Genomic DNA, 24,127 nt, shown 5'->3' with positions numbered 1-24,127 from the left:
CCTTACCAACTCATTTTAATCGTGATTATCACTAATCAAACAAAGCAGTTTATTATAATCGCATTAGCAGCTATCATTGTATACAGCTGCAGCAAAAGTAAGTCTATACCAGAAGAGCCGACGATTGTCCCTCAACCTGAAGAAACCTTACGCCAACAATATAGTAAATCGGCAGAAAAATGGCCAGTTGCCGCTTGGTACAACGATATCAAGGTACGTGAACTGGCCGCTTTATCCGAAAACCCATCGAAAGATAAGGCCGAGCTAATAGCACTTGGCAAAGCCTTATTTTTCGACCCCCGCACCGGTAATGGCATGAAGACTTGCGCTTCATGTCATCATCCGGACACCTACTGGATCGACCAAAAAACAACGGCAGATGGGATCGCACTGCATCACCGCAATACACCTTCCCTAGAAAATGTCTGGTACCTGGAAGGCAAACTCTTCCACGATGGCCGCGCAATGACTTATCGAGAGCAGATCGCCGAAGCCATCAACTCCCCCATCGAAATGGGCGGAAATACGACTGCTTTACCCGCTAAGCTGCAAGCTATACCAGGCTATCTTCGTTTATATGAGGCGGCTTACTCGAGCCAGACGATGAGCGTCGAAGGATTGCTAGATGCCATAGCAGCGTATTCAAGATCAATTAGCAGTGGTGAAACCGTCTTTGACCGTTTTATCAAAGGAGATTACCAGGCATTAAACGATGCACAGCTCGAAGGTCTCCATCTGTTTCGCACAAAAGGGAAATGCATCAACTGCCATAATGGTGCCTTCTTTACAGATCTCGATTTTCATAACCTGGGTTATGCTGTTACCAGCAAAGGTGCCTTGGACAATGGTCGCTTTGAGGCAACAGGACTGGAAACAGACAAAGGTAAATTTCGCACGCCGGGTCTGCGCAATGTGATCCATACTGCACCCTACCTGCACAATGGTAGTATTTCGAGCTTAAGTGAACTGATCAATCTGCTGAGTCAGGGCATGCCCCAAAAGACAGGACAACAGATCAATGGGACCTTATCGCCACATATTCAAAATGTACGATTGAGCAGTAAAGAACAGGAAAATATCTTGGCTTTTTTGGAGAGTTTATCCAGTGTGCCAAGCAAAACAGAGCGACCTGTATTACCCTAAAATAAAAAATCCCAAAGGGGATACCTTTGGGACATTTTGAGTACTCCACAGTAGCGGAGGCATCAAAAATTAAATAAATTGGCACAAAATTAGGCTTTTATATGAAATAAAAAAGTAAAAAAGTAATTAAATTTCAGATAATTATCCATTTTGTAGCGAATCAACTACAAGGACAAGGAACAAAATGCACATTATATAATGAGTCGAATCCGCCAAATAGTTGGTCTATTAGTAACAATAACTGCTATAACAGCTTGTCAGAACGGCAGTAAAACAACAACTCTGCCCGATGAATTTATTAGTCCAAAAACAGGAACAAAAAAAGAATTGACGCTCGACTCAATCTACCTGTATGCCAAACAGCTATACCGCTGGCAGGAATCACTCCCTTCATATACCACATTTGATCCGCGGGAAAAATATGCCCAAATAGAACCCGAGCAAACAGCCTATGAGCGTGAACTGTTTGCGCTCAGCCAATATGCCTTACGTATCAAAGAAAAGCCTTATGAATGGTCTACTATCCCCAATAAACCCAAATATTCATATTTGGAGCGCCGTCGGACTGAAAAGAAAAGTAGCGGTCATATGGCAAGTACCGCCACCCCCTATCGGTATGCGACTCACCTGTCGTACTGGGCCGCAGGCAATAAACGGATTGCTTATGTATACATCCCCTCTTTTCCAGAGCTCCAGACAGTGAAGGCCGAACTGGATCAATTTGCGGCCGAACTCGCACAGCAGCAAGTTACTCATCTGATTCTCGATCTACGGCATAACGGTGGTGGTTACGTGGAAACGGCAGAATATTTGGCCAACCTCATTAGCCCAGCCAAACTGGATAAAAAAGTTATGTTCAGCGAGCAATTTCATCCGAATGTACAGCAAGGCAAGGCAAAACTACTCCTTAAACAACCTTATCTGGATGCCAATGGCAAAGTGGTCCAATACAAAGGACGCCCTGCGACAATGGCTGATGTAGATTATAGTGAAAAAGCCAATACGCATTACTTTATCAAAAAGGGACATTTCAATTCACTACAGCAACTATCCTGTATTGTATCTGAACGTACGGCTTCGGCTAGTGAGCTTTTGATTAGCAGCTTCAAACCCTATCTTCCACTGCGACTCATCGGCCAGCAGACCTTTGGCAAACCCGTCGGTTTTTTTTCCATACGTGTAGGAGCCTTTGATATTTACCTAGCCTCATTTCTCATCCGGAATGCTGATGGCTGGTCGGATTATTTTGATGGGATCCCAGTCGACCTGCCTTTAGCTCCGCTGGAAACCTCCCGCCATCCCGGGGATCCGAAGGAGGCCTGGCTTGCAGCAGCCCTAAAGGACATTACAAAAGACGAAAATCTCACAGCAATTTCATCCGTGACTTATCTTCCGGTCCCAGCAGAAGAAAATTTGCTACTTAAAACAAATTTTAAATTAAAGTAAGAAACTAATTCACGCTGGATTTTGTCATACTCCTGTTTAAATTAAAACCATTTTTCATAGATGATAAAGCAGAAAACAGCATAAATTTGTGGAAATAAATACGAATCTTTGTATAGAATCGTTATAAATAAAAATAAGAACATGTTAAGTCAACATATCAAAGAGCAAACGCACGCAGCTCACCAAAACGTAGAAGGAACGATCGTGCGCCAATTGAAAAATATTCGTTCTGAAGCAGATTACGCAGAAGTATTGAAAGGCTTTTACGCCTATTTCCGTGCTGTAGAAGATCGCATCGCTCCTTTTGTAACCGCAGAAGTATTGCCAGATTTGGCCGAACGCCGTAATTCATCATATATAAAAAGTGATATCGAAGCATTGGGTGGCACAGTAGATAACCTTCCGGAAGCAACTGCACCAGCAGTAGATAATGTACAGGAAGCACTTGCATCATTATATGTCTTAGAAGGTTCCATCATGGGTGGCCCATACATTGTACAAATGCTCAATAAATATGGCGTTACCAAAGGAACTTCTTTCTTCGAAGGTTATGGCGAAAATAGCCGTGACATGTGGGCTGGTTTTACAACAGTATTGAACAAATATTCCGAAGATCCGGCAACTTATGATCGCGCAGTAGAAATTGCTAACCAAACTTTTTATAACTTTGGTGAAGTATTCACTCCTATTGCCAGTGCGAACTAAAACTGGAGTGTTCGTGTTTAATCCCATAAATGGAGCAAAAAGACAACAAATCTAAATGGCTTAAGCGTGCCGGAATTGGAGCATTTCTCTTCTTTCTGGCCAAAGGACTCGTATGGCTCGCTGTATTCTTTTTCGCAGCGAAGTCCTGCAGCATATCTATTTAACACAAAAAAGAAGCATTCCTCTATCGCACAAAAAAGTGCATCAGAGGAGTGCTTCTTTTTTAGCCTAGGCTAGCCTGTGTTTTTTTACCTCGAGCGCTAATGTCTTCGGGTTGTGTTCGTATTGTGTTCGGACCACCTTCGGAGCTCAACAATCTGGTGATCATTATTGACCAAATTCCGACCAGGTAATTCCTGTTCAGGGTCTGGACAATATCTGTTCAGCACCTGTACAATATCTGTATCGCATCCGAATAAGGTATGAAGCAGGTACGAATCGGGTTTATACTTTTGTAACCACTGTCCGATAAAGCTCCATCCCCTCATGGCTGATAACCTGACAAGCTATTTCTTCGCTACTGATCGAGAAAGAGAAGAACCCGTATTGATCTTTCGCAAAACGGCCATACGGTAGATCTGTCTTCACCGGGGTTACTTCGGATCCCGCTCCCGAGATAAACTGATGAAACTTCTTGCCTTCAACTTTCAAATGCTGCAGGGAATGCTCATGTCCAGAAAGGTAAATATCGACTCCCCGCTTTTCAAAAATAGATTCCAGGACCTTTCGTACAGCCAGCGTATCATAATTCGTTGTACGCGGTCCTGCCGTATACAAGGGATGGTGGCCGATGACAATTTTCCAATGTGCATCCGAATTTTCCAGTAGCTGATCCAGCCAGGCCAGCTGTTTCTCCGGTTGCTGTCCCGCTACATGCGGTCCATACTCGCTGTTACTGTAAAATTCAGGAATCATCGGGTTAGTATCGATAAAGGCCATCAGTACTTTTTTTCCATCCTTAAGCGCAAATGTCTTGCTGTAATAACGCGCAGGCATCTTCCAACGTCTGCTGATCGTACTATAACGTACCTGTGCATCGGGATCTGATTTATAATCGTGGTTTCCCAAAATGGGATACCAGTCCCATTGCAGCGAAAATGCGGTATAGATATTTTCAAACGAATAATGCCACAAGGGATCATGTTCGCTTACCACGCCGGAAGGATAAAAATTATCACCGGTAGAAATGATAAAATCATTGGGATGCTGATCGGCCCATTTGCCCATCTGTTCTGCTACGGCCAACTGATGGTCAGCACCGTTACGTCCCCAGTCGCCTACAGCCATAAAATGAAGATCATAAGCATCTTTGGGCTTTAAAAGCTGTCCTATATCTTCGCTTTCAAGTTGCGTGGGTTTTGTCAGCCCCAAGCTGCTGAGCGTAATTCCTCCCAGGCCGGCTGTAATCGCCGTGCCCAGGGAATTTTTCATAAAAGTTCTGCGTTTCATCAATAGATTTTAATAACCAGGATTCTGTTGCCAGTGGGTGTTTACGTTTAATACAGTTGTTGGTACAGGGAAAATACGACGGAACTTCTCGCTCATGCCGGCAGGATACAGCGATCGGAATCCCCAGTTATCTTCAAATTTTCCGTAACGGATGAGGTCATTTCTACGCCAGGACTCATCAGCAAACTCACGTGCCCGCTCATCCAACACATCCTGCAGACTTGGGGCAGCCGTGAGCACAGGTGCATTGACATAGGCTCGGATCTGATTAACCAAAGATTGTGCGGTCTGACCATTGGTCGCGGTAGCCCCACGGAGTATAGCCTCCGCTTTCATCAACAGGATATCGGCATAGCGAAATACCGGTACATCGTTGCTCTGATTACGCTGATTGGCTGAGGTAACGGCTACGTCCATATAAAACTTAATGGATCTGTACCCCATCGAGCGCCCCTTCTGGTCATTACCCACATTGAGCGTGGCCGCGCCATCCGAACGCAACGTAATTTCTTTCGTGGTCTCCAGCTGCCAATCAAACTGCGCATCTGCATCCGCAGCATTATAATCCTGATCTATGCCGCGTTTGGAAGTTCTGATCAGAAAAGGCCGAGTCTTATCTTCTGTATAATTTGACCAATAATATTGCTTACCACCGATGTATGAGGCGTTCCTTTCGTCGCCTGCCAGATTAAATTTCTCCAAATAACTCGGTAATACACGAAAAGTTCCCCCAACGCTTTGAGGTAGTGTGGCAAACTGATTCTGGGCACTGCGATGTATCCAAAAGCGTGAATAGGTCATACCCTGCTGTTTTTCACGATCGTAGGGTATGGCGAAAATAAAGTCCTTTACCTGATAACCATTGTCGGGGCGAAATTTGGCCATAAACTTGTGACTTGTCAGATTAAACTGTCCCGAGGAAATAATCTGATCGCACATTGCAACTACATCATTTAATTTTTCATTTTGTGCACTTGGATTGTAATTGGCTACATCCGCAGCCGTATAAACAGCCCAGTTGAGATACAACTTGGCCAATAATGCTTCGGCCATATATCTCGTTGCTTTTCCATAGGTTGCTACAGAAACTGTGGTCGGTAGCAAATCCTTCACTGCAAGCAATTCGGTCTCAATAAAACGGCAAATTTCAGCACGGCTTGAACGTGCAGGAACGGCATCAACAGGCCCTGTGATCAACGGTGCAGCACCAAAATTATCCATCAGTATAAAATAATAATAAGCACGGATGGCACGGGCAGGTGCCGTCAGCTTCTCTTTATCTTCCCCAAATAATATAATGGCATTATTGGCTAAGGTGATTCCAGTGGAAGCATCGTTCCAGATACTTGGTAAGAGGCCGTTGTCTGCATTCCAATTGTGCACGTGGAATTCACGGTATCGGCCGCCATCAAACCAGTCTGTCCCCATGGAAACACTCACGGCCTCATCTGCTGAGAGTGTTTGGGCCATCCAATGATCGCGCCCCATTGCGCCACGGTAAGCTGCATATACATCAGCAAGAATTGCCTCCGCTGCACGTTCCGAATCTGGAAATTCCGTCAGCTGTGATTTTATATCAACATCCAGATCGGTACAAGATCCCAGCGAAAAACTCAATGCCGATAAAGTAAATAAGCGAATAAATAGTGTTGGTTTCATATAAATTATTTCTTGTTCTATAGGCCATGTGGCATACTCCATTTATGTCAACAGGATTGTTTCGATAAGAAGTTTTCCATCCCACAGCGCCGTCTTATAAATTAAAATTAAGGCCAAACATAAACGTACGTGTACGTGGGTAGGTCTGGCGGTTATCGATCCCCGGTGTCAAGCCTCCCAAGCCCACCTCGGGATCAATGCCTTTATACTTCGTCAGCATAAACACGTTATTCATCGTTGCATATACCCTTAGGTTTTTAATCGGTATATTTTTCATCGGTATCGTATAGGCCAACGTAACATAAGCCAGGCGCAGGTAGCTTCCATTTTCCAGGTAACGATTCGATAGGTAATGTGCATTGATATCCGTCATGCGTTCGGTTTCCACGACGCTGGCAAGCACGTTTTTCTGCCCTGCATTACCGACAACGTTGGAATGACGCGCCCGGGTAGCGTTCATAATTTTCTGTCCAAAAGCACCTTGAAACATTCCGTTTAACGAAAAATTCTTATACGAAAAACTATTGTTCCAACCCAGTGTCAACTTGGGCTGTGGACTTCCCGTCACAGCCTGATCTTTCTTCTGTGGCGTTGTGGTTGTTTCGCCTGTACGCTCACCCGTTTTCTCATCTCGGGTATAGAATACCGACACACCTTCATCGTTGTAGCCTGCCCATTCCCAGGTATAGAACTGACCGATAGGCGCGCCAGGTGTTAGTCGTTGTTGAAAAATATTGGTCTGGCCAGCTCCCCCAAGATCCGACAATTCGATATAATCCTGCGTAAACTGCTCGTTAGCAATGCTCACCACCTTATTGGTATTGTGCGATAGCACCAGTCCGGTATTCCATTTGAAATCTTCTTTATCAATGGCCTTTGCATTTAGACTCAGTTCGATCCCCTTGTTCTCAATTTCACCGACATTGGCCGTCAGCGTTGGGTAAATATATTTCGATTTGCTTACCTGATAATCATAAATCAGGTCGCTTGTTTTCTTTTTATAGACCTCCAACGATCCTGTCAGGCGATTTTTCAAAAATCCGAAATCCAAGCCTAGATTAATCATGCTGGTGGTTTCCCATTTGAGGTTCGGGTTACTATTGCGAAGCACCATCAAAGTGCGCAATGGGCTTACCTGACCATCGGCACTGACATAATCGAAAAACTTGGATGAGGCACCGCGAACAGACTGCGCAGTAAAAGCATCAAAACCCAGCGAGTTGCCGCTCACACCATAACCTGCACGTAACTTCAAATCATCAAAAATTCCGCTTTCACGGATGAACGATTCCTCCGACAGGCGCCAAGCTGCAGAAACCGATGGAAAGGTCGCCCAACGATTGTTCGACCCAAAAGCCGAAGATCCATCACGTCTTACCGTCGCCTGTAGGAGATACTTGCTATTATAGGCATAATTCACACGGCCATAAACAGATATCATACGCAAGGTGGAAAGATAATAGTTCCCAAAGCCCAACAAATCAACGACATTCGCCATCCCAGGGTTATAGTAACTTAAATCATCGTTATAATAATCGGAAGTCGTCAATTGAAAGCCATCGTTATTGTTGTTCTCCTCCCATGAATAACCGGCCAGTGCAGCTACTTTGTGCTTTCCGGCAAATGTCTTTTCATAGCTCAGGTTCATTTCCATCACTTTGCGTTCATCTTCTACTGCGGCACGGATAGATTTGCCATTTTGGCCACGTGCAGCCATCGAAGACATCGCGTAGTATTGCGCGTTATTGAACTGCCTATTTTGCAACGAAAGGTCAATATTATAGGTCAGCCCCGGCAAGATCTCATAGCCCAGTTTGGCATGTGCCTGAAGAACCTTCGTTTTAGAAAAATTTGTATTCTCTTCAATTAAGGAAAGTGGATTGGCATATTGCGAACGGTCGGCTTTTTCAAACCAGGAACCATCGGTATTTCGGACCGGCGATACAGGCAGGTAATAGTACATCGCATCATAAACGCTGAGTCCCTGATCCAAAGCGAGCACATCATTCTGCTTGGTGATACTTGCGTTGACATTGAAAGAAGCCGTCAGCCGGTCATTCAGCGCCTTGGTCTGCAAAAACGCTCGAGCAATCTGCCGCCCCATATCAGTCCCTTTGATAACCCCATTGTTTTTGATGGTATTGAGACTGATGCTATACTCTGTTTTTTCTGCTCCTCCAAGAATGGATATATTATGGTTGTTCGATATCCCTGTCCGCTCCACAGCTCTTTGCCAATCGGTATCTGCCCCCAAGTCGTCCGTTGGTTCCATCGAAAATCCATTATCATTGACATAAGAACGGTATTGCGCCGCATTCATCATCTCATAATGCTTAGCCACTTTATCGATCGCCAGATAGCCGTTGTAATTGATATTGGTCTGCCCTGATTTTCCACGCTTCGTTGTAACGATAATAACGCCATTGGCCGCTTTTGAACCATAAATTGCGGTCGCTGAGGCATCGCGAAGCACGTCAATCGAGGCAATATCATCTGGCGCCACCAAGGCCAGGGATGCGCCCGGGACGCCGTCGATCACATAGTAGGGCTCCATCGCTTCACCACTACGCAAAGTTGAAGCTCCCCGAAGACTAACGGAAGGTGTAGCATTGGGATTGCTGTTATTGCTCGAAATTGTCAGGCCGGCAACTTTCCCCTGGAGCATCTGTGCTGGCGAAGTAAATACGCCAACGTTAGCATCTTCGGCTTTAATAGTGCTGATGGAACTCGTCAGATCCTTTCTGGATACACGGCCATAACCAATAACGACCTCATCCAGTTTAACTGCACTCTGCTGAAGCTTCACACTCAACGACAAAGGCTTTCTTGCTTCGACGACATAACCCGATAAGGTATCGGACTGAAATCCTACAGCCGAAAACACAAATTGATAGCCTGCATGTTCTACTAAATTCTGAAAATGGAATAGTCCCTGGCTATTCGTACTGGTCGTCACAGTTGGACCTCCATTGACCTGAATTGCCTTAACGCTGACACCAGGGAGAAACTCGCCCTTTTCATTTTGTACAGCTCCCTTCACTTGTTGCTGCTGCGCATGTACGTTGGTAAGTCCAGCGGAAAGCAACGCAAAAATAAGCAGGTTCTTTTTTTGTGGATTTTTCTTGTTGAGCATATCTGTTAGTTGTTTAGATGTTCGGTAATTGTATTTTCCTGTTTGTAAAGCGTATAGCTGCCATCGGCATTGGCGACAAAGCGCAATTCATTGATCAGGCAGATTGTAGTCAAGATATCTTTCAATGAATCGTGATGCACATCGATCTCACCTGTATAATGAATAGCAGCAATTCCCTTGTCACCCAAATGGATCTGTTTTTTAAATGCTGTTTCCAACGCCTGTAGCACAGCTGGCATTGGTGTATTTTTCAGCTTTAACAGTGCTGGGGCCGATAGACCTGGCATGCTCAAGGTCTTTTCTTTATTGACAACATCAATTGTTGTTGCCCCTCGTGCATCAACTGTCAGTTTTTGACCTGGGTCAGCTAAAAAGACCTGTTTGAAACCGTTTGTTAGCGAGGATACAAGCACCTTACCGGTATGTAATGCCACAGACACGGCTTTATGCTTCAATTTGGTATTAATCGTAAAGGATGTACCAAGCGCTGTTGTTTTGGTTCCGCTGGCAAGCACTGAAAATGGACGCTTCGGGTCCGAAGCGACATCAAAGTAAGCTTTCCCCGTAAGTTCTATATCACGGGCATTGTCAACAAAATTTTTCACATAGCGAATATGACTTTGAGCGAACAAGCGTACATGTGATCCATCGGGTAGATCCAGGATTATACTGCGGGGATTTTTATTTTCTATTGAGATCCAGACGGTATCTTTATGTTCGATAACAGGCTTAGCTGCGGACCGCAGAGCATTCGGCTGTACAACCGAATCTTTCGTCCACCAGGTAATAAAATGAAAGGAAAAGAAAAGGAGAACTGCAGCTGCGGCACTGTAACGCAATAATTTTACCAACCGATACCGACGTAATTCCTTGCGATCCTGCGCTTTTTCCTGATTTTGAATGGCAGTCTGGATAAGCGTTTTCATCGTTTCCGTAGGCACAGGCTCCTCCATTGCCGTACCATCAAATTTTCCCCAGTCTTCGTCCTTGAAAAGTTCGTCCACGAGGAAGGGCATTTTCCAGATCTTCTTTTTGATCTGATGCTGCTTTTTATCATGCTTCATACTCCTATTACGCAGGCCAGCACGACATCCCTTAGTTCTTAACAATTATTTAATAAGGGGCGTCAATCCTTAACATAAAGGACTTATAGCATGATTGAATAAAGATGTTGTTTGAGCTGTAGAAGTGCTTTACTGATATGCTGTTCTACGGTTTTTGTCGAAATGGAAAAATGAGCAGCAATCTCTTTATGGGAAAGACCTTCTTTACGGCTCAGTTCAAAGACCTTCCGACGCATCGTCGGCATATTTTGGATATCTTTTTCCATCATACGCAAGAGGTCTTTATTTTCAATTGCCTTGATCAGACTATCGGTAAAAGGTGTCGCCGCTGTCTGCCCCTCATATTTGAAACGTGTCGCCTCCTTGCGCAGCAGATCGATCATGACTTGCCGCGCCATACCAAAAAGCTGTAGCAAAATACTAAGCTGCTCGTCGAGCTTCTCTCTTTGGTTCCAGAGTTTGATAAAGGTCAGCTGTGTTACCTCTTGGGCAATATAGTCCGATTGCGTACGCTTGAGTACGAAACCATAAATCTGTCGATGGTACTTTTCGTATACGAGATTGAAACTTTTCTGATTGGAAGATTTGATAGGCTGAATGTGTTCCATTGCGCTGTCAAAATTAAAAGCACAAGGTTTCCTCAGTATTAAGTTAAGATCAATATTAAATTAAACAAATCAAATAAAGCGCCTCTTCCATGAGCAGCATTTATTCCTGATTGTACAAATTTTATTATAAAACAAGCAGAAATCTCCCTATAATTGCAGTCGGGAATATTTCATTTCATAGTGAAATCCCCATTCAGACATGACAATTAACAGTAAAAACGTTACGTTATCACCAACATGTCCTATCAATAATTATATGAACTAACGATACGATGAAAAGAACTATCTTTTTTATTTTAATAAGCTTTGCCTTAATGGCCAGCCGAGCCATGTGTCAGGAAAAAGACGTCGATTTTAGCAAAGCCTATATTGCCCAAAACGATGGCAAGACAACTGTTGAAATCAATGAGGCGCAGGAACTCATTTATATTATCTTTGCAATAACTGACTTTGGTAAGGAAAACCCAAACATGACCAAGCAGAATACAGCGTATTTTGAGGAGGTCAAAACGCATTTTACCCCATTTTCCAATTTGCCTATCGTAAAGAAATTTGATCAGAAGCTGCGAGAGAATCTAACCAACTATTTCCTCTTAGCGGCCAATGTATATGGCTTTAAATTTAAAAACGATCAATTAGTACCTACAAACATCTATATTTTTCCAGCGAGAGGAGTGGGAAATTATCAGGTCAAATCAAATCCCATCCCCGGCTACAAAAACGATCTGGAAGAATTTGCCAGACAGAGTGGATACCGGGCATTCTACAAGGCGCATCAAGCCTATTACGACAGTCTTCGTACAGCATATCAGGAGTATGCTTCCATTGCCGAGCAGAAAGAATGGTTAGAACATAAATTCGATTATACAATCAATAGCTACCGTGTATTGACCTCCCCCCTGATTGCCGGAATGAATGCGACCCACACCTTCAAGTACAAAGGTTTCAAAGAAATTCTGCTTTTTTTACCAACCCTTCGCGAAGATGAATCCTGGAGCCCCAAATTCAAAAAAGCCTTCAATACACGCATCATTTTCACAGAGATAGACCACAACTACGTAGGTCCATTGAGCGAAAAAAACAAAAAACAGATTGATGCAATTTTCAATAACAGGGAAGTATGGGTAGATTCAGCGAACAAAAGTACGGTTCATTATCCGACTCCGGTAAAAGTATTCGATGAATATTTGACCTGGGGACTTTTCATTTTATATTGTTACGACAAGTTTGGAGAAGATCACGATCTTTTTGGACAGATAGTTGAAAACGTCAATGATATGATGGTCAATAAGAAAGGTTTTCCCAAAGCAGATGAATTTAACGCCGAATTGTTTCGCCTTTATAAGGACAACAACCCGAAAGATATTCAGGGCTTATACAAACCACTGCTGGACTGGTGTGAGAAAGAAAATTAACGCTATCCCGATAATATTTAGTAAATTAAAGCTGAGAAGGAAATAGGCCGCCAAAAATGTGAATGTATACGACCATAAGGATTCAGCATAGCATAAGGGGATGATCGTCGAAATATATTTAAACACAATACGTACGGAGAAACAATGATGAATATTAGAATTATCGGTTCTGGCAGTTATATTCCACCCCATAAAATAACCAATGCAGATTTTGCCGATCATCTTTTTTTGGATGAAAATGGCCAGCCATTTAAGCAACCGGCTTCTGTCATAGAAAAATTTAAAGCAATCACCGGCATTGAGGAACGTCGCTACGCCGACGCTGACCAGGTGGCTTCAGATCTTGCTTTCCGAGCTGGTCAACTTGCCATTGAAAACGCAGACATTGATGCCGAAACCTTGGATTATATTATTGTTGCGCATAATTATGGCGATGTGCCATCCGGCAAAATCCAATCGGATACTGTACCAAGTTTAGCGAGCAGAGTGAAAAAAAAGTTAGGGATCAGTAATCCCAAATGTGTGGCTTATGATTTACTGTTTGGCTGTCCCGGCTGGAACGAAGGCGTATTGCAGGCCAACGCTTTCATTAAATCGGGTATGGCAAAGCGCTGTATGGTCATTGGCGCAGAAACGCTTTCCCGTGTTATAGATCCTTTTGACAGGGATTCGATGATTTATGCGGATGGCGCCGGTGCTGTCGTCGTTGAAGGCAGCACCACAGAACAAGGGCTCCTATCGTATGAAAGCGCAACTTATGCGCTTGAAGAAGCTGAATATCTCAACTTCGGAAGCTCGTATCAACAAGAGCAGGATCCTGATATCCGCTATATCAAAATGAAAGGGCGTAAAATCTATGAATTTGCCCTCAGCAAAGTTCCCTTAGCCATGCAAGCCTGCCTCCAAAAAGCAGATCTCGATATCACAGCAATCAAAAAAATACTGATCCACCAAGCCAACGAGAAGATGGACGAAGCCATTCTCATGAGATTCTATGCCCTATACGATACAGTTCCGCCCCCCGACATTATGCCGATGACCATCCATACCTTAGGAAATAGTAGTGTGGCTACCATTCCTACGCTCTATGATCTTATTTCGCGCGGTCAGATAGACAACCAATCCTTGCACGAAGGCGATATTATTCTATTTGCATCTGTTGGTGCGGGCATGAATATCAATGCTTTTGTCTATCGCGTATAGCTTTGCCGGGGCGATAGACCCCGCTCGTATATCGCAAGTTTTAAGCGTGATAAGAATTTATTTTATATAAAAAAATTAAAACACTGTATATATCAATAATTTATACTTAAATTTGGATTATAATCGGCTCCGCCTTTGCTTATCTGAAATCGTCAAGTTTTACTTACCGCTCAGTTTTCGCATTTTCAGAAGCTTTTTTGTTAGCAAAACGGAGGTAAAGACCTTTTTGGACTTGAGTCAATCCAAGATCATTAAAATCAGATCCCATTTCTTGCAAAAAATCGATTAACTATTGTTCATATTCATTTATCACAATAGTGTAGTACAGATTACTTTAATATAATTTATAAAACAATGCAAGAAGGAACTATTAAATTCTTCAACCAAACAAAAGGTTTTGGTTTTATCACGCCTGCGGGTGGTGGAGACGACATTTTCGTACACGTATCTGGTTTAATCAACGAAGTACGCGAAAATGACAGCGTAACATTTGATGTAGAAAATGGTAAAAAAGGCGTTAATGCAGTTAACGTACGTATCGCATAATTAAGTAAACACACAAGTAGATAATCTATTTATCTTCTTGCGAAGTGTAACGGGCAACCGTTACACTTTTTTTATTCATTTTTTACCCAAGTACCGACTAAAAATCGGAGAATTTATCGATCTGGGTTGCTGAAGACTTTTACAATCCAGCCAACATCACTTCTTCCTGCCGCAGAAAATAGGGACTGCTATCTTTGAATCTCCCACGCTTCCGCGAATACTTTCTGATGAGACCAGAAACGACGTCATCGGTTAGCTCATGCCCCTCCAACGTAGGAAAACCCTCCCAACGCACAATGCCCTCAGGATCCACTAGAATGCAATGTGGTATTCCCTGAACTTCGAGCTGTTTCTTCAACTTCGCTTTCGTATCAATCGCTGAAAAATAATCAATTTTAATCTCCTTCGCCTTTTTAATGACCGCTGCTTTTTCATCCGAAAGGCCAATGATCACAAGTTTATCACCATACTTCTTATGCCACTCGTTGAGTTCGGGAATAACTTTCCTGCAGGGTCCACACCAGGTGGCCCAAAAATCAATGAGGATAAATTTACCCTTTGTATCCGGCACATCAGTCAGCCATTGTTCCACCTCCAGTTTTGGCGCTTGTTGATTCAAAATTGATTTTGCCCACAATTTCTTATTGTTGTTGCTTTCTTGCGCATGACCGATTACATGGATCAGACAGAGCGTAAATAGGAAGAAAGCTTTTGGAATAAAGTTCATGTTCATAAAACAGCTTGTTTAGTTCTCCTAATTTATGCATTTTTTTCCACAATCATTTGATCGTTTCATCCTACGCAACAATTTCCAAAAGATACATTAGTCGTCCTTATTAGCCAAAACACCACCTATACTTTTAATCAATATAAAGACCACAATAAACTGTATATAAGCAATTAAAATATACACATAAAATAACACCACTGCAAATTATTTGCTGTACGGCTCATATTTTTTGTAATGGAACTATATGTATATCCCTATCAAATAATAACGTGACCTGGACATCCAACCACGAAAACAATACCATAATCCACTTTATCAAAAGCTAAATTAAGGTGTTCAGTATACAAAAAACCAACAGGCCCCGTCCTTTTGCCTATCTGCCAAGATAAAGTACGAGTTCACTGCATTCTTTCGTTGGAAAATGTAGGGCAACCCTATTAAAGAAACACATCTTTCTGAAATCGAAGCAGTCCTGTAAAGCCAACAGCGAGTTGAAATAGGCATCTGCCAAACTGACATAACGCCAAAATAATCTTAACATAACCCTATATAAATAAGCTACTTAAATAGCTCAATATAAACAGATAGTTACAAATTAATCTCTTTATAGCACATCAACTTCGCCCATTGAGTACCATCCGTCAGCGGTTCGCCCTGCGATGCACGATGAACTCTTCCCTGGCATATCCTATTTTTGATTTCTACTTTTGGTCTTTTAAGATGACTGCCCTTTATAAACGGATGGCGAGTAACCACTGTTGTTCTTAAAGAATGTAGAAAATGCCGATAACGATTCAAACCCTAAATAAAATGCAATCTCCTTTATCCTTTTACCTGAGAATTTTAAGAGTTGTTTAGCCTCTTGTGTTATTCGCAGTTGAACCACGCTTGAAGCTGTCATATGGAGATATCTTCGGCAAAGGATATTCAGATAATTACCCGTTACATGTAATCGCTTAGCATACCAACTTACTTTTTTTTGGGTAAGGAAATTTACATTCACAAGATCCCAAAAAGAGTCAATAATTACATTTGAATTTCCAAGAAGATTTTCCTTTAAATAATCTCCAGCTTCCTTTTTTATCAAAGAAACGAGTATATCGATTCTCAAGCGGACAATTTCGTTCCACTTTCCATCCGATTCCAACGCCAAGAGATCACGTTGGATACTTTTCATTTCATTAAATATCACCTCAAATAAAGATGTGCTGAGTTTAAAGACGGGATGCAAATTGTGACGAATGAAATAAATCTCACTAAGACTGGAGAAAGTTTCAAATACTTTCTTTCCCACGACAATTTTCTGCGCACTCGTCTCCGGGCCGGTAGTCCAGTGGTGATGCTGCCCTGGAAATAAAAAATGAAGCTGCCTCCCTCTGATCGGATATTCCGCTGTATCAATATAATGCGTACCACTTCCTTCAGAAAATAGCACCATCAAAAAATACGTACATTTTGTTGTCTTATTATAATCTTCGGTCACACTTATTTCTTTGTAAAATACCCCCTCTTCCGTGAGTGTAATTGGCAAATGCTCTGTTTTCATTAAGGTAAAATTAATGTAAGTCTATGTGTACAATCGGCTGAAAAAACTCGCTATTACATCACTTATTTTTCTCATTCCACATAACCAAAGCCAGTCATCTCAATAAACCGATGGTAACTAACTGAATCAATGTTTCACATAGATTGTAAATTTGAAGGTATAAAAATAGGAGTAAATTCCAATTTTTCAACAGCTGCGATATTAGAAACAAAATAGTAACAGCACGGCTCAATACTGAATTGGTGGTTGGTTAAAGATGAAAGTTTCGACCTGCAGTATAAAAACGACCTTTTCAAATAAAGACTGTAACCGACTCATTTACTGCAACAATCAAAGAATCCTCATCCAATTTTAAAAAGATAGGATGACAATATATTAGCGCTATGAAGACAAATACTGAACCAGGATGAAAGGTAAAATGTCCAAATTTAGGTTTTATTCAGTTATAATTTTATAAAGTGATTCAATAATTACATAAAGCGTTTTTTACATCAAAGTCGTATCGGGACCTAATCGCCATGCTATTAAAGTGCATATTCCTACTATTTTGTATTCAGCAAAAAGGAATGACAACATCGAAGCCGTTATCGCCTTTGTAAACTAAAAACATTCAAGTACATACAAAAGGCCAAGAAATTATCTTGGCCTGATGCAACATATTATTTGGGGTGTTTTCTAGCCCAATACAGCAAAAATACTGCCGAAATTAAAAAACACATCCATTAACTTATCTTTTCTAATTGCGCTGTGCTTCAGAAAAATATAAAACAGCAAAATCACCTGTTCCGCGGCAACTGCTCAAGTATAGTTTTCATTTCAGGAGAATTTACAGCTCCCTGGAATAACAGTCGACCTCCTTTATCCAAAAGAAAAGCTTGTGGGTATCCACCGACGCCATAAAGTGCGCCTATTTTACCATCACGGTCCCATACACTGGGGTATACAGGTTTATTTCGACGAAGGAAGCTTTGGATATCTGCTTCACGATCGCCAGCATTTATAGCAATCACCTTTACCCCCTTGTCCGCATAACCCAGCTGTAATTCATTCAAGAGCGGAACCGCTTCAATACAGTAGCCGCAGTTCTTTATCCAGAATTCAAGTAGTACATAGTTGCCCTGAAGAAAATCCAGCTTGATTGATCCGGAGTCTAAAACCAACGGTAATTGCCATTTTGGAGCAATTTCACCCCTAATCAACGATATCTGCACTTTCGGATCTTTAATCTTATATCCGGAATAACTGGAAAAATACCAGGAGCGTTCGACCGGAACTTCAGCTAAATCCTTATAACTAAACTGTGTTCTGAGATAATCGCCTTTGGACACATCATTTTCCTGAATAATTTCGACGGGAAAGTAGCTTTTTTTGTCCAGCAGCACGGTATAGCTTATATTCCTTTTTGCGGTTAGGGCATTCACATTTCCTAATTTATCGATATCCCGCTGCCCCACCCCGATTCGTATCGCATAGCATATCGGATTCGGACTGTCCACAAAAGTCTTTTGGATATCGGCCGAAGCAATAATGAGGGGAAGCACATTTTTCCAGGTCAACAGACTCAAGTTCAGAAAGGTAAAATGCCCCAGCTCACTCTTTTGGGGATGACGTTTTAACACACTTGTCTTGTCAAGTAGATTAAGCTCAAAAGACTCGGATCCATTATACACAATCTTGCTCTTTGCATTGGAAAATTGGAAAGCCAGCCCCAGCGGATTGTCCTTTGTCCTAAAATCCAAATAGGTATTCCCTTCCAGCGTGTAGTTGTAATTTTCCGAGGTATAATTTATTTCCAGCCTGTAATTGTAGTTTATTGCTTCTTTTTGGTCAAGCGCCCATTTCGATTTTTCTAAAATGTCGATCACGTTCTGTGCATGAAGCGGCAGGGCCCACGCAAAGAGTAGACAGATGAATGTAGGTAAGGAATATATCGCTTTCATGGAATGCTATAGCTTTAATTTACTTACTAAAGCTACGAACAATTCGTAACAAATTCTGTTAATTTTCTCTAAATATAGATAACATGTTATGCGGATAACCATAAGGGCCTTCCATAGAGGCGGATCAGGACATACATAATCGGAGCTATCTACAGCAACAAGTAAGTCGGCGCCATTCATGGCAACGAGCCAACCTTTGCCATGTACAGCAATAAGCCAATTTTTGCCGTTTACAACAATAAGCCAAAATGTTCTTTGAGCGCCGTACGTGCGGCATGATAACCACACATGCCATGCACCCCACCTCCAGGAGGGGTCGACGATGAACAGAGATAAATCGAGTCGACCGAGGTACGGTACGGGTTTAGGGCCAATATAGGTCTACTGTACAGCTGTGAAATATCCATAATCCCACCATTGATATCACCACCGATGTAATTGGGATTGTACGACTCGAGTGCTGCAGGAGAAAAGGTATGCTTAGCCAGAATAGTATCTTTAAAGCCCGGTGCAAAGCGCTCGATCTGATTTTCGATCGCTTCGGTATAATCGACCCTACTTCCATTGGGGACATGACAGTACGCCCAGCCTGTATGTTTTCCATCGGGAGCACGACTGGAATCAAATGCACTCTGCTGTGTAAACAATACAAAAGGCTTGTCCACTTGCTTTCCAAGATGGCTTAGCCGCTCGTTTTCGGCAATTTCTGCATAGGTATTGCCCAAGTGCACGGTAGCAACCTGCTGACAACGCCGGTCTTTAAAGGGCGTCTTTTCTGACAATGCCCAGTCAACTTTAAATACCCCCATTCCCTGCCGAAAGCCTTCAAGGCGCCTGCGGTAAGCGCTACCCAGTTCTATTCCTTTAAAGGCTAGCAACTGCCGCGGCGTGATATCGCAGAGCAGGACTTTATGGGAGGGCAGATCGCGAACGTCCTCTACCCAAAAGCCCGTTTGGATCTCCCCGCCCAAGGATTTATAATAGCTTAATAAAGCATCGGCAATGGATTGCGAGCCTCCTATTGGGATCTGCCAGCCATATGTGTTACCTACTGCCGCGAGCACAATAGCAATAGCGGAAGTTGTCCAGTTGCTTAGCGGCTGAATTCCATGGGCCGCCATTCCCGCCCATAATGCCTTAGCCTGTGCACTGGCAAAACGCTTTGCCGTCCAACTTGCCGGCTGAAGCGCATCCAGACCAAAGGAAGCCAACCGTAACGGATGCTTCGGCAAGGATAGTGGCCCCATAATATCGGCAGCAAGGTCTTCCCAATGTGTCGCGACCTTTTCCACCAGCTTGCGATAGCTTTCGCCATCTGGCCCCAAGCCTTTTATGGTTTCGGCAAGACTATGGTAAAGAATTCCCGTTTCCCCATTTTCCAGTGGGTGTGCCGCCGCATACGTCGGCTTCACAAACGATAGCCCATATGCTTCCAAAGGCAAAGCCCTGAAAAATGGCGAAGCCATGGCCATGGGATGGATTGCCGAACAAACATCATGTTTGAAGCCCGGAAGTGTAAGTTCCTTGGTCCGCATTCCCCCACCGACCGTATCGGCACCTTCAATCAGCAGGGTGCTGAGCCCCTGCTGCTGAAAGGTAATGGCTGCCGCCAGTCCGTTCGGTCCCGAGCCAATAATAATTGCGTCAAATCTTCGCATGTGTTATCGTGTTACAGTCTATTAGTCGCAGCCCGTATTGGGTTGATCCTTTTTTGAACCTTTTGATGATGTGGAATCCGACTGTGATTTGCCGTTTTCCTTTTTCTTGCCCGCAGATCCGCAGGAGACTGTAAATGTCGTTAAAACAAATGCTAAAAGTCCAAGATTGATTATTTTTTTCATATGTTATCCATTTAATTTACGATGCTGTTGAAATACGCTGGTCTTAAATCGTATGTTCATCCAAAAAATATTCCCGATACCGTTGCTTTAACTCCTGTCGCTGTGTGCTATCGAGCTTGATCTTCGGATCGGTCTGCGATACGACCGTGGAAACAACCTTATGCACACCTTTGCCTTTTTCAATAAATAATACCGTTGGTGAAGAAATCCGTTTGATGGAATCAACGCCCACAGCTGTATAAGGATTGAGGATATCATGAAATTTGGCCAAGATAGCTTCATAACCCGGGCTACCAGCCTTGGTTGTGATCACCTTACCTTCTTTATCCTTCTCTTTGAGATCCCGGATATCGTGGATATTGAGGTAATAGATGGCCGCCTTTTCCTCCTGGGCAAATTCCAGCAATGGCGTTATGGCATTGCGAAACCATGGACAACTGGGCCATCCAAACAGCACAATGCCGTTTTCCAGCTCCAGCACATCCTGTTCGGTCGCATAAACGATCCGCGGATTGTCGGGAATCTGTACCGGCACTTTATTCGTTTTATTCAGGCTTTCGAGCTCCTGCTTAAAGCGCACTCCTTCTTCCTTTTTAAACGAAACCTGACTATTTTTTACGGCTTCCTGGGTGTCCTGTCTGGATTGGCAGTTCGTCATATTGAGCAATACCGCTACCGCTAACAACATACTAACCAATAGTTTTAAATCTTTCATATCATGTATGCATTTAAGTGTAATCCCTCGTGTTAATTCACCGATTGCTTGTAGGTTTTAATATGTTCTCCGATATCCCATACCTGCGCTTTTGGTACCGATTCATTGATCAGGCTACTTGCAATGGCCGAACGATAACCCGAAGCGCAGTGCACGACAATAGGTTTATCGACCGGTAGTTCAGCAATATGCTGCTTCAGTTCCGCCAGCGGAATGTTATGCGCCCCCTTGAATACTGGCCCGGCCTTAGCCTCCTCGGCCGTGCGTACGTCGACTATAAAATAGTGATCTTGCGCCCGGTCGAAAGCTGTCTGGTCAAAAGCTGTCGAAGGCTGCCCTGCGAAATCCCCATACAGCACAATCCCTTTTACAAACTGCTCATAGCCAATTTTGGCCAGTTTTTCAAGCTGCACCTGCCCCTGCTCTTTGGTATCCACAACGAGATAAAAGCCGTCTTTCGGTTCAATAAAAGTCCCGACCCAAGATTCCGACTTGCTCCGTTCGGGGATATTGATGGCGTCTGGAAAATGCGACGCTCTAAATTTTGAAGCAGCGCGTGTGTCAAGGACAGTGCTCGATTCATAAGGCACCGCAGCTGCTGAAACCGATGAAATATCCGACAAAGAAGCCAATAATGGCTTTGCGCCCCGACGGTTCAACTCCACATTATAAGGAAAATAGATCGGTATCGGAGAACGGTCTGCTAAGATCTGCTTGACAAACGCTTCTTCGGATTGTTGCTGAAAGGCAAAATTATGCGTTCTTTCTGCGCCAATGGTACTTTGCTTCGCGCCTTTTATGGCATTGCCACAGAGCGATCCGGCACCATGGGCCGGATACAGAAGCACCTGATCGCCTAAGTTGGCATAGACATCATGCACGGTATGATAGAGCTGCCGCGCCAATTTTTCGCGTAGTGTCGCCTGCTCACCCGAATACTCACGCAGATCAGGCCTTCCCACCCCGCCAATCAGCACCGCATCCCCCGAAAAGATGGCCACATCACGACCGTTTTCTTTTAGTAAGACGGAGATGCTGTCGGGTGAATGCCCCGCTGTATTGATGGCATGCAACACGATATGGTCCGAAATCTTCAACCTATCGCCATTGTCAAACGTATGATGCGGATACGTTGCACGGACAAGCTTGCTCACATAAATCGGAATTTTCTGCTCTTGATGGATCTCCAGATGTGAACTCACAAAATCAGCATGCGGATGTGTCTCCACAACGGCGATAATTTTGGCCCCCTGTTGCTTTGCATAAGCGTAATAAGGCCGCGGATCACGGGCAGGGTCCACAAGTACAATTTTCTTATCGGCCAAAATCGCATAGGAAAACTGTACGAGGCCCTCATCTTCGAACTGTTTGATACTGTAGCCCGCCCCGGTGTGATCGGTATTTCCAAAACAGGATATGCCCTGGCCTGCCGAAGCAAGCGTGAAAAAGACAGCTGAACGGTGGATAAATGATCTTCTATTCATAACATGCTATTTTTTAAGGTGATTAATAGGTAAAGAGGGTGTTTTTCATATACCATTCTTTACCGGTGAGATAGGATTCTTTAACCCGGTCGAGCGTAATTTCAAGGTTATTACCGCTGGCATCCAGCCCCTTGAGCCTAATCTGCTCTGGCGTTGGTCGTTCGTAAGCCCATTTCAGGATACCTAAGCTATCGCCCTGTGCTTTTCCATACAGGGCCTTCAGCCCCACATCCAGTTTTTCATCGAGTTTTTTTCGTTGCTCCTTACTAAATTTCTGATTTTTGTCGATCAGGTACAGCGCATGTTCTGCCGAGTCTATTTCATAATACAGGTAATTCTTTCCTCCGGCCCGGCCCGTAAATTCATACGTTTTGAGCACATCATTCAAGGCTGGCGTACCATTACCAAGATCAATGGAATTGGCTTTGTTGACCTTGTAGACCAAGGTCGAATAGCGTTCAAAAAAGGCTTCATGCCAACGTACCGAATCTGCCGGTGAATAAGGCTGCGGCTTTCCATTGAGCAGAAAACCCGAAACTTCATAATGTCCTGCTGCTTTTGCCAGCCCTGGAAGCACCGGTTCCTTTAAACGCCCTTCATCATAGAATCGCTCATAGCGATAAAAGCCGTAAACAAATATAAACAGCACCACAATGACTGACTTAAGACCGAAATACAGGGGTTTATTCCACTGCTTGAGAAATTTGGGCACATAGTAATAGGTGCTCACCGGCTCGCGCAGGATAAAAAGCTTCCAGATCGCTGGCAGGTACTGCAGCAATAGAAAAAGGGAAAGCAAAACAAAATACGAACTGTATACATGTACCGCGCCATCATAGGCGATATTGGCATGAGCAATGTTAAAGAGCACGCCTGCATTGATAATAGCCCCGATGACAACAGTAGGCCTGAAGAAGAGTAAACTTCCTGCTGCGATCTCCAAAAAGCCTAAGAAGATCTCATACTTATAGGATACACCGACGATTTGCCAGTACAACTTAAAGGGAGCATATTCGCCGATGTCGGTATTCAGATTGGCAAGTGATGGAAAGGGCATCTGCATCGGAAAGAACTTGATAAATCCGAAGGCGATAAGTCCCAAAGCAATGCGGTAACGCACCAATACCCGCAACCAATAATAAAGCGCATCGTAACGCTGCACCTTGCTATTCCGGGCCAATATCGTCCAGATGGAAGCACCCAGCACGGCTATCAGGCCATTGAGCCACCAGGACGTATACGATGCGAACCCCCATTTGCCACTTTCGCTGTCTATTTCGATCCAACCTGTGCGCGAGCCACCGGCGATCGTTGCCATCCAATCGTATAGCGAATCGGGTTTAAATACTTTTTCGTACCAGTCCCCATCCAGGGGTACCACCATCAGGATAAAGAAAATAAAAGTAAATCTAAATCCCACTTTCTCCCAGTACTTCCAGCCCTGCTCCTGCTGGATGGTTGGAGTGCTTTCCAAATATTGAATCGTTGCCATAAGCTTAG

The 24,127-nt window shown here is 43.5% G+C and carries 21 protein-coding genes; 7 read left to right on the top strand and 14 right to left on the bottom strand.

Going from position 1 to position 24,127, the window contains the following annotated elements:
* Positions 1-21 precede the first annotated feature (21 nt).
* The 4 genes from B3600_RS23875 (at position 22) to B3600_RS23860 (ending at position 3,458) form a co-directional block, all read left to right on the top strand.
* A complete protein-coding gene (locus tag B3600_RS23875) occupies positions 22-1,143 on the top strand; it encodes a cytochrome-c peroxidase (protein ID WP_286754679.1) in 1,122 nt (373 codons plus the stop codon).
* Positions 1,144-1,341: 198 nt separating this feature from the next.
* Entirely contained in the window at positions 1,342-2,589 is a 1,248-nt protein-coding gene (locus B3600_RS23870) for a S41 family peptidase (RefSeq protein ID WP_286754678.1), read from the top strand.
* Between the two features lie 141 nt (positions 2,590-2,730).
* Complete coding sequence (locus B3600_RS23865; RefSeq protein WP_286754677.1) at positions 2,731-3,294, top strand: biliverdin-producing heme oxygenase; 564 nt, start codon at positions 2,731-2,733, stop codon at positions 3,292-3,294.
* A gap of 29 nt (positions 3,295-3,323) precedes the next feature.
* A complete protein-coding gene (locus B3600_RS23860) occupies positions 3,324-3,458 on the top strand; it encodes a hypothetical protein (RefSeq protein ID WP_257786987.1) in 135 nt (44 codons plus the stop codon).
* A gap of 280 nt (positions 3,459-3,738) precedes the next feature.
* Here the strand turns inward: B3600_RS23860 and B3600_RS23855 are convergent, their stop codons facing one another.
* The 5 genes from B3600_RS23855 to B3600_RS23835 all read right to left on the bottom strand — a co-directional run bounded on the left by B3600_RS23855 (position 3,739) and on the right by B3600_RS23835 (position 11,207).
* A complete protein-coding gene (locus tag B3600_RS23855; protein WP_286754676.1) occupies positions 3,739-4,743 on the bottom strand; it encodes a metallophosphoesterase in 1,005 nt (334 codons plus the stop codon).
* A gap of 9 nt (positions 4,744-4,752) precedes the next feature.
* Complete coding sequence (locus tag B3600_RS23850) at positions 4,753-6,402, bottom strand: RagB/SusD family nutrient uptake outer membrane protein (RefSeq protein ID WP_286754675.1); 1,650 nt, start codon at positions 6,400-6,402, stop codon at positions 4,753-4,755.
* Positions 6,403-6,496: 94 nt separating this feature from the next.
* Positions 6,497-9,535 carry a SusC/RagA family TonB-linked outer membrane protein gene (locus tag B3600_RS23845; protein ID WP_286754674.1) on the bottom strand — a complete coding sequence of 1,013 codons (3,039 nt, stop codon included), beginning with the start codon at positions 9,533-9,535 and terminating at the stop codon, positions 6,497-6,499.
* A gap of 5 nt (positions 9,536-9,540) precedes the next feature.
* Positions 9,541-10,599: a FecR family protein gene (locus B3600_RS23840; protein ID WP_286754673.1), complete on the bottom strand. Its 1,059-nt coding sequence runs from the start codon at positions 10,597-10,599 to the stop codon at positions 9,541-9,543.
* Positions 10,600-10,682: 83 nt separating this feature from the next.
* Positions 10,683-11,207 (bottom strand): RNA polymerase sigma factor, encoded by a 525-nt coding sequence (locus tag B3600_RS23835; RefSeq protein WP_070566482.1) that lies wholly within the window; start codon positions 11,205-11,207, stop codon positions 10,683-10,685.
* 272 nt (positions 11,208-11,479) lie between these two features.
* On the opposite strand from B3600_RS23835, the gene B3600_RS23830 reads away from it, so the two are divergent.
* From B3600_RS23830 to B3600_RS23820, 3 genes are all read left to right on the top strand, one after another.
* Complete coding sequence (locus tag B3600_RS23830) at positions 11,480-12,622, top strand: DUF4932 domain-containing protein (RefSeq protein ID WP_286754672.1); 1,143 nt, start codon at positions 11,480-11,482, stop codon at positions 12,620-12,622.
* Between the two features lie 144 nt (positions 12,623-12,766).
* Positions 12,767-13,825, top strand: coding sequence for a 3-oxoacyl-ACP synthase III family protein (locus B3600_RS23825; RefSeq protein ID WP_286754671.1), 1,059 nt, complete (start codon positions 12,767-12,769; stop codon positions 13,823-13,825).
* A gap of 354 nt (positions 13,826-14,179) precedes the next feature.
* Positions 14,180-14,371: a cold-shock protein gene (locus B3600_RS23820; protein ID WP_070566486.1), complete on the top strand. Its 192-nt coding sequence runs from the start codon at positions 14,180-14,182 to the stop codon at positions 14,369-14,371.
* Between the two features lie 139 nt (positions 14,372-14,510).
* On the opposite strand, the gene B3600_RS23815 is transcribed toward B3600_RS23820, so the two are convergent.
* The 9 genes from B3600_RS23815 to B3600_RS23775 all read right to left on the bottom strand — a co-directional run bounded on the left by B3600_RS23815 (position 14,511) and on the right by B3600_RS23775 (position 24,119).
* The gene (locus B3600_RS23815) at positions 14,511-15,104 is read right to left on the bottom strand and encodes a TlpA family protein disulfide reductase (RefSeq protein ID WP_239468879.1); all 594 of its coding nucleotides are present in this window, start codon (positions 15,102-15,104) and stop codon (positions 14,511-14,513) included.
* Between the two features lie 370 nt (positions 15,105-15,474).
* Entirely contained in the window at positions 15,475-15,642 is a 168-nt protein-coding gene (locus B3600_RS23810) for a hypothetical protein (protein ID WP_286754670.1), read from the bottom strand.
* Positions 15,643-15,816: 174 nt separating this feature from the next.
* Positions 15,817-16,647 carry an AraC family transcriptional regulator gene (locus B3600_RS23805; RefSeq protein ID WP_286754669.1) on the bottom strand — a complete coding sequence of 277 codons (831 nt, stop codon included), beginning with the start codon at positions 16,645-16,647 and terminating at the stop codon, positions 15,817-15,819.
* A gap of 776 nt (positions 16,648-17,423) precedes the next feature.
* Positions 17,424-18,587 carry a TlpA family protein disulfide reductase gene (locus tag B3600_RS23800; RefSeq protein WP_286754668.1) on the bottom strand — a complete coding sequence of 388 codons (1,164 nt, stop codon included), beginning with the start codon at positions 18,585-18,587 and terminating at the stop codon, positions 17,424-17,426.
* A 230-nt stretch (positions 18,588-18,817) separates the two neighbouring features.
* A complete protein-coding gene (locus B3600_RS23795; RefSeq protein ID WP_286754667.1) occupies positions 18,818-20,245 on the bottom strand; it encodes a phytoene desaturase family protein in 1,428 nt (475 codons plus the stop codon).
* 21 nt (positions 20,246-20,266) lie between these two features.
* Complete coding sequence (locus B3600_RS23790) at positions 20,267-20,428, bottom strand: hypothetical protein (RefSeq protein ID WP_172462378.1); 162 nt, start codon at positions 20,426-20,428, stop codon at positions 20,267-20,269.
* Positions 20,429-20,471: 43 nt separating this feature from the next.
* Positions 20,472-21,143, bottom strand: a complete 672-nt coding sequence (locus B3600_RS23785; RefSeq protein ID WP_286754666.1) for a hypothetical protein — start codon at positions 21,141-21,143, stop codon at positions 20,472-20,474.
* A 32-nt stretch (positions 21,144-21,175) separates the two neighbouring features.
* Positions 21,176-22,627, bottom strand: coding sequence for an MBL fold metallo-hydrolase (locus B3600_RS23780; protein ID WP_286754665.1), 1,452 nt, complete (start codon positions 22,625-22,627; stop codon positions 21,176-21,178).
* Between the two features lie 22 nt (positions 22,628-22,649).
* Positions 22,650-24,119 (bottom strand): hypothetical protein, encoded by a 1,470-nt coding sequence (locus tag B3600_RS23775; RefSeq protein ID WP_112374640.1) that lies wholly within the window; start codon positions 24,117-24,119, stop codon positions 22,650-22,652.
* Between the last annotated feature and the right edge of the window lie 8 nt (positions 24,120-24,127).

The sequence above is a fragment of the Sphingobacterium sp. UBA2480 genome, assembly GCF_002341965.1.
Lineage (GTDB): Bacteria > Bacteroidota > Bacteroidia > Sphingobacteriales > Sphingobacteriaceae > Sphingobacterium > Sphingobacterium multivorum.
This window is presented reverse-complemented; position numbering and strand designations above follow the sequence as displayed.

What these genes read in the sequence shown, in the direction of transcription:
- B3600_RS23870 (WP_286754678.1), top strand. Translation starts at nt 1,342, where the DNA reads ATGAGTCGAATCCGCCAAATAGTTGGTCTATTAGTAACAATAACTGCT.
- B3600_RS23865 (WP_286754677.1), top strand. Translation starts at nt 2,731, where the DNA reads ATGTTAAGTCAACATATCAAAGAGCAAACGCACGCAGCTCACCAAAAC.
- B3600_RS23860 (WP_257786987.1), top strand. Translation starts at nt 3,324, where the DNA reads ATGGAGCAAAAAGACAACAAATCTAAATGGCTTAAGCGTGCCGGAATT.
- B3600_RS23855 (WP_286754676.1), bottom strand. Translation starts at nt 4,743, where the DNA reads ATGAAACGCAGAACTTTTATGAAAAATTCCCTGGGCACGGCGATTACA.
- B3600_RS23850 (WP_286754675.1), bottom strand. Translation starts at nt 6,402, where the DNA reads ATGAAACCAACACTATTTATTCGCTTATTTACTTTATCGGCATTGAGT.
- B3600_RS23845 (WP_286754674.1), bottom strand. Translation starts at nt 9,535, where the DNA reads ATGCTCAACAAGAAAAATCCACAAAAAAAGAACCTGCTTATTTTTGCG.
- B3600_RS23840 (WP_286754673.1), bottom strand. Translation starts at nt 10,599, where the DNA reads ATGAAGCATGATAAAAAGCAGCATCAGATCAAAAAGAAGATCTGGAAA.
- B3600_RS23835 (WP_070566482.1), bottom strand. Translation starts at nt 11,207, where the DNA reads ATGGAACACATTCAGCCTATCAAATCTTCCAATCAGAAAAGTTTCAAT.
- B3600_RS23830 (WP_286754672.1), top strand. Translation starts at nt 11,480, where the DNA reads ATGAAAAGAACTATCTTTTTTATTTTAATAAGCTTTGCCTTAATGGCC.
- B3600_RS23825 (WP_286754671.1), top strand. Translation starts at nt 12,767, where the DNA reads ATGATGAATATTAGAATTATCGGTTCTGGCAGTTATATTCCACCCCAT.
- B3600_RS23820 (WP_070566486.1), top strand. Translation starts at nt 14,180, where the DNA reads ATGCAAGAAGGAACTATTAAATTCTTCAACCAAACAAAAGGTTTTGGT.
- B3600_RS23815 (WP_239468879.1), bottom strand. Translation starts at nt 15,104, where the DNA reads ATGAACATGAACTTTATTCCAAAAGCTTTCTTCCTATTTACGCTCTGT.
- B3600_RS23810 (WP_286754670.1), bottom strand. Translation starts at nt 15,642, where the DNA reads ATGTTAAGATTATTTTGGCGTTATGTCAGTTTGGCAGATGCCTATTTC.
- B3600_RS23805 (WP_286754669.1), bottom strand. Translation starts at nt 16,647, where the DNA reads ATGAAAACAGAGCATTTGCCAATTACACTCACGGAAGAGGGGGTATTT.
- B3600_RS23800 (WP_286754668.1), bottom strand. Translation starts at nt 18,587, where the DNA reads ATGAAAGCGATATATTCCTTACCTACATTCATCTGTCTACTCTTTGCG.
- B3600_RS23795 (WP_286754667.1), bottom strand. Translation starts at nt 20,245, where the DNA reads ATGCGAAGATTTGACGCAATTATTATTGGCTCGGGACCGAACGGACTG.
- B3600_RS23790 (WP_172462378.1), bottom strand. Translation starts at nt 20,428, where the DNA reads ATGAAAAAAATAATCAATCTTGGACTTTTAGCATTTGTTTTAACGACA.
- B3600_RS23785 (WP_286754666.1), bottom strand. Translation starts at nt 21,143, where the DNA reads ATGAAAGATTTAAAACTATTGGTTAGTATGTTGTTAGCGGTAGCGGTA.
- B3600_RS23780 (WP_286754665.1), bottom strand. Translation starts at nt 22,627, where the DNA reads ATGAATAGAAGATCATTTATCCACCGTTCAGCTGTCTTTTTCACGCTT.
- B3600_RS23775 (WP_112374640.1), bottom strand. Translation starts at nt 24,119, where the DNA reads ATGGCAACGATTCAATATTTGGAAAGCACTCCAACCATCCAGCAGGAG.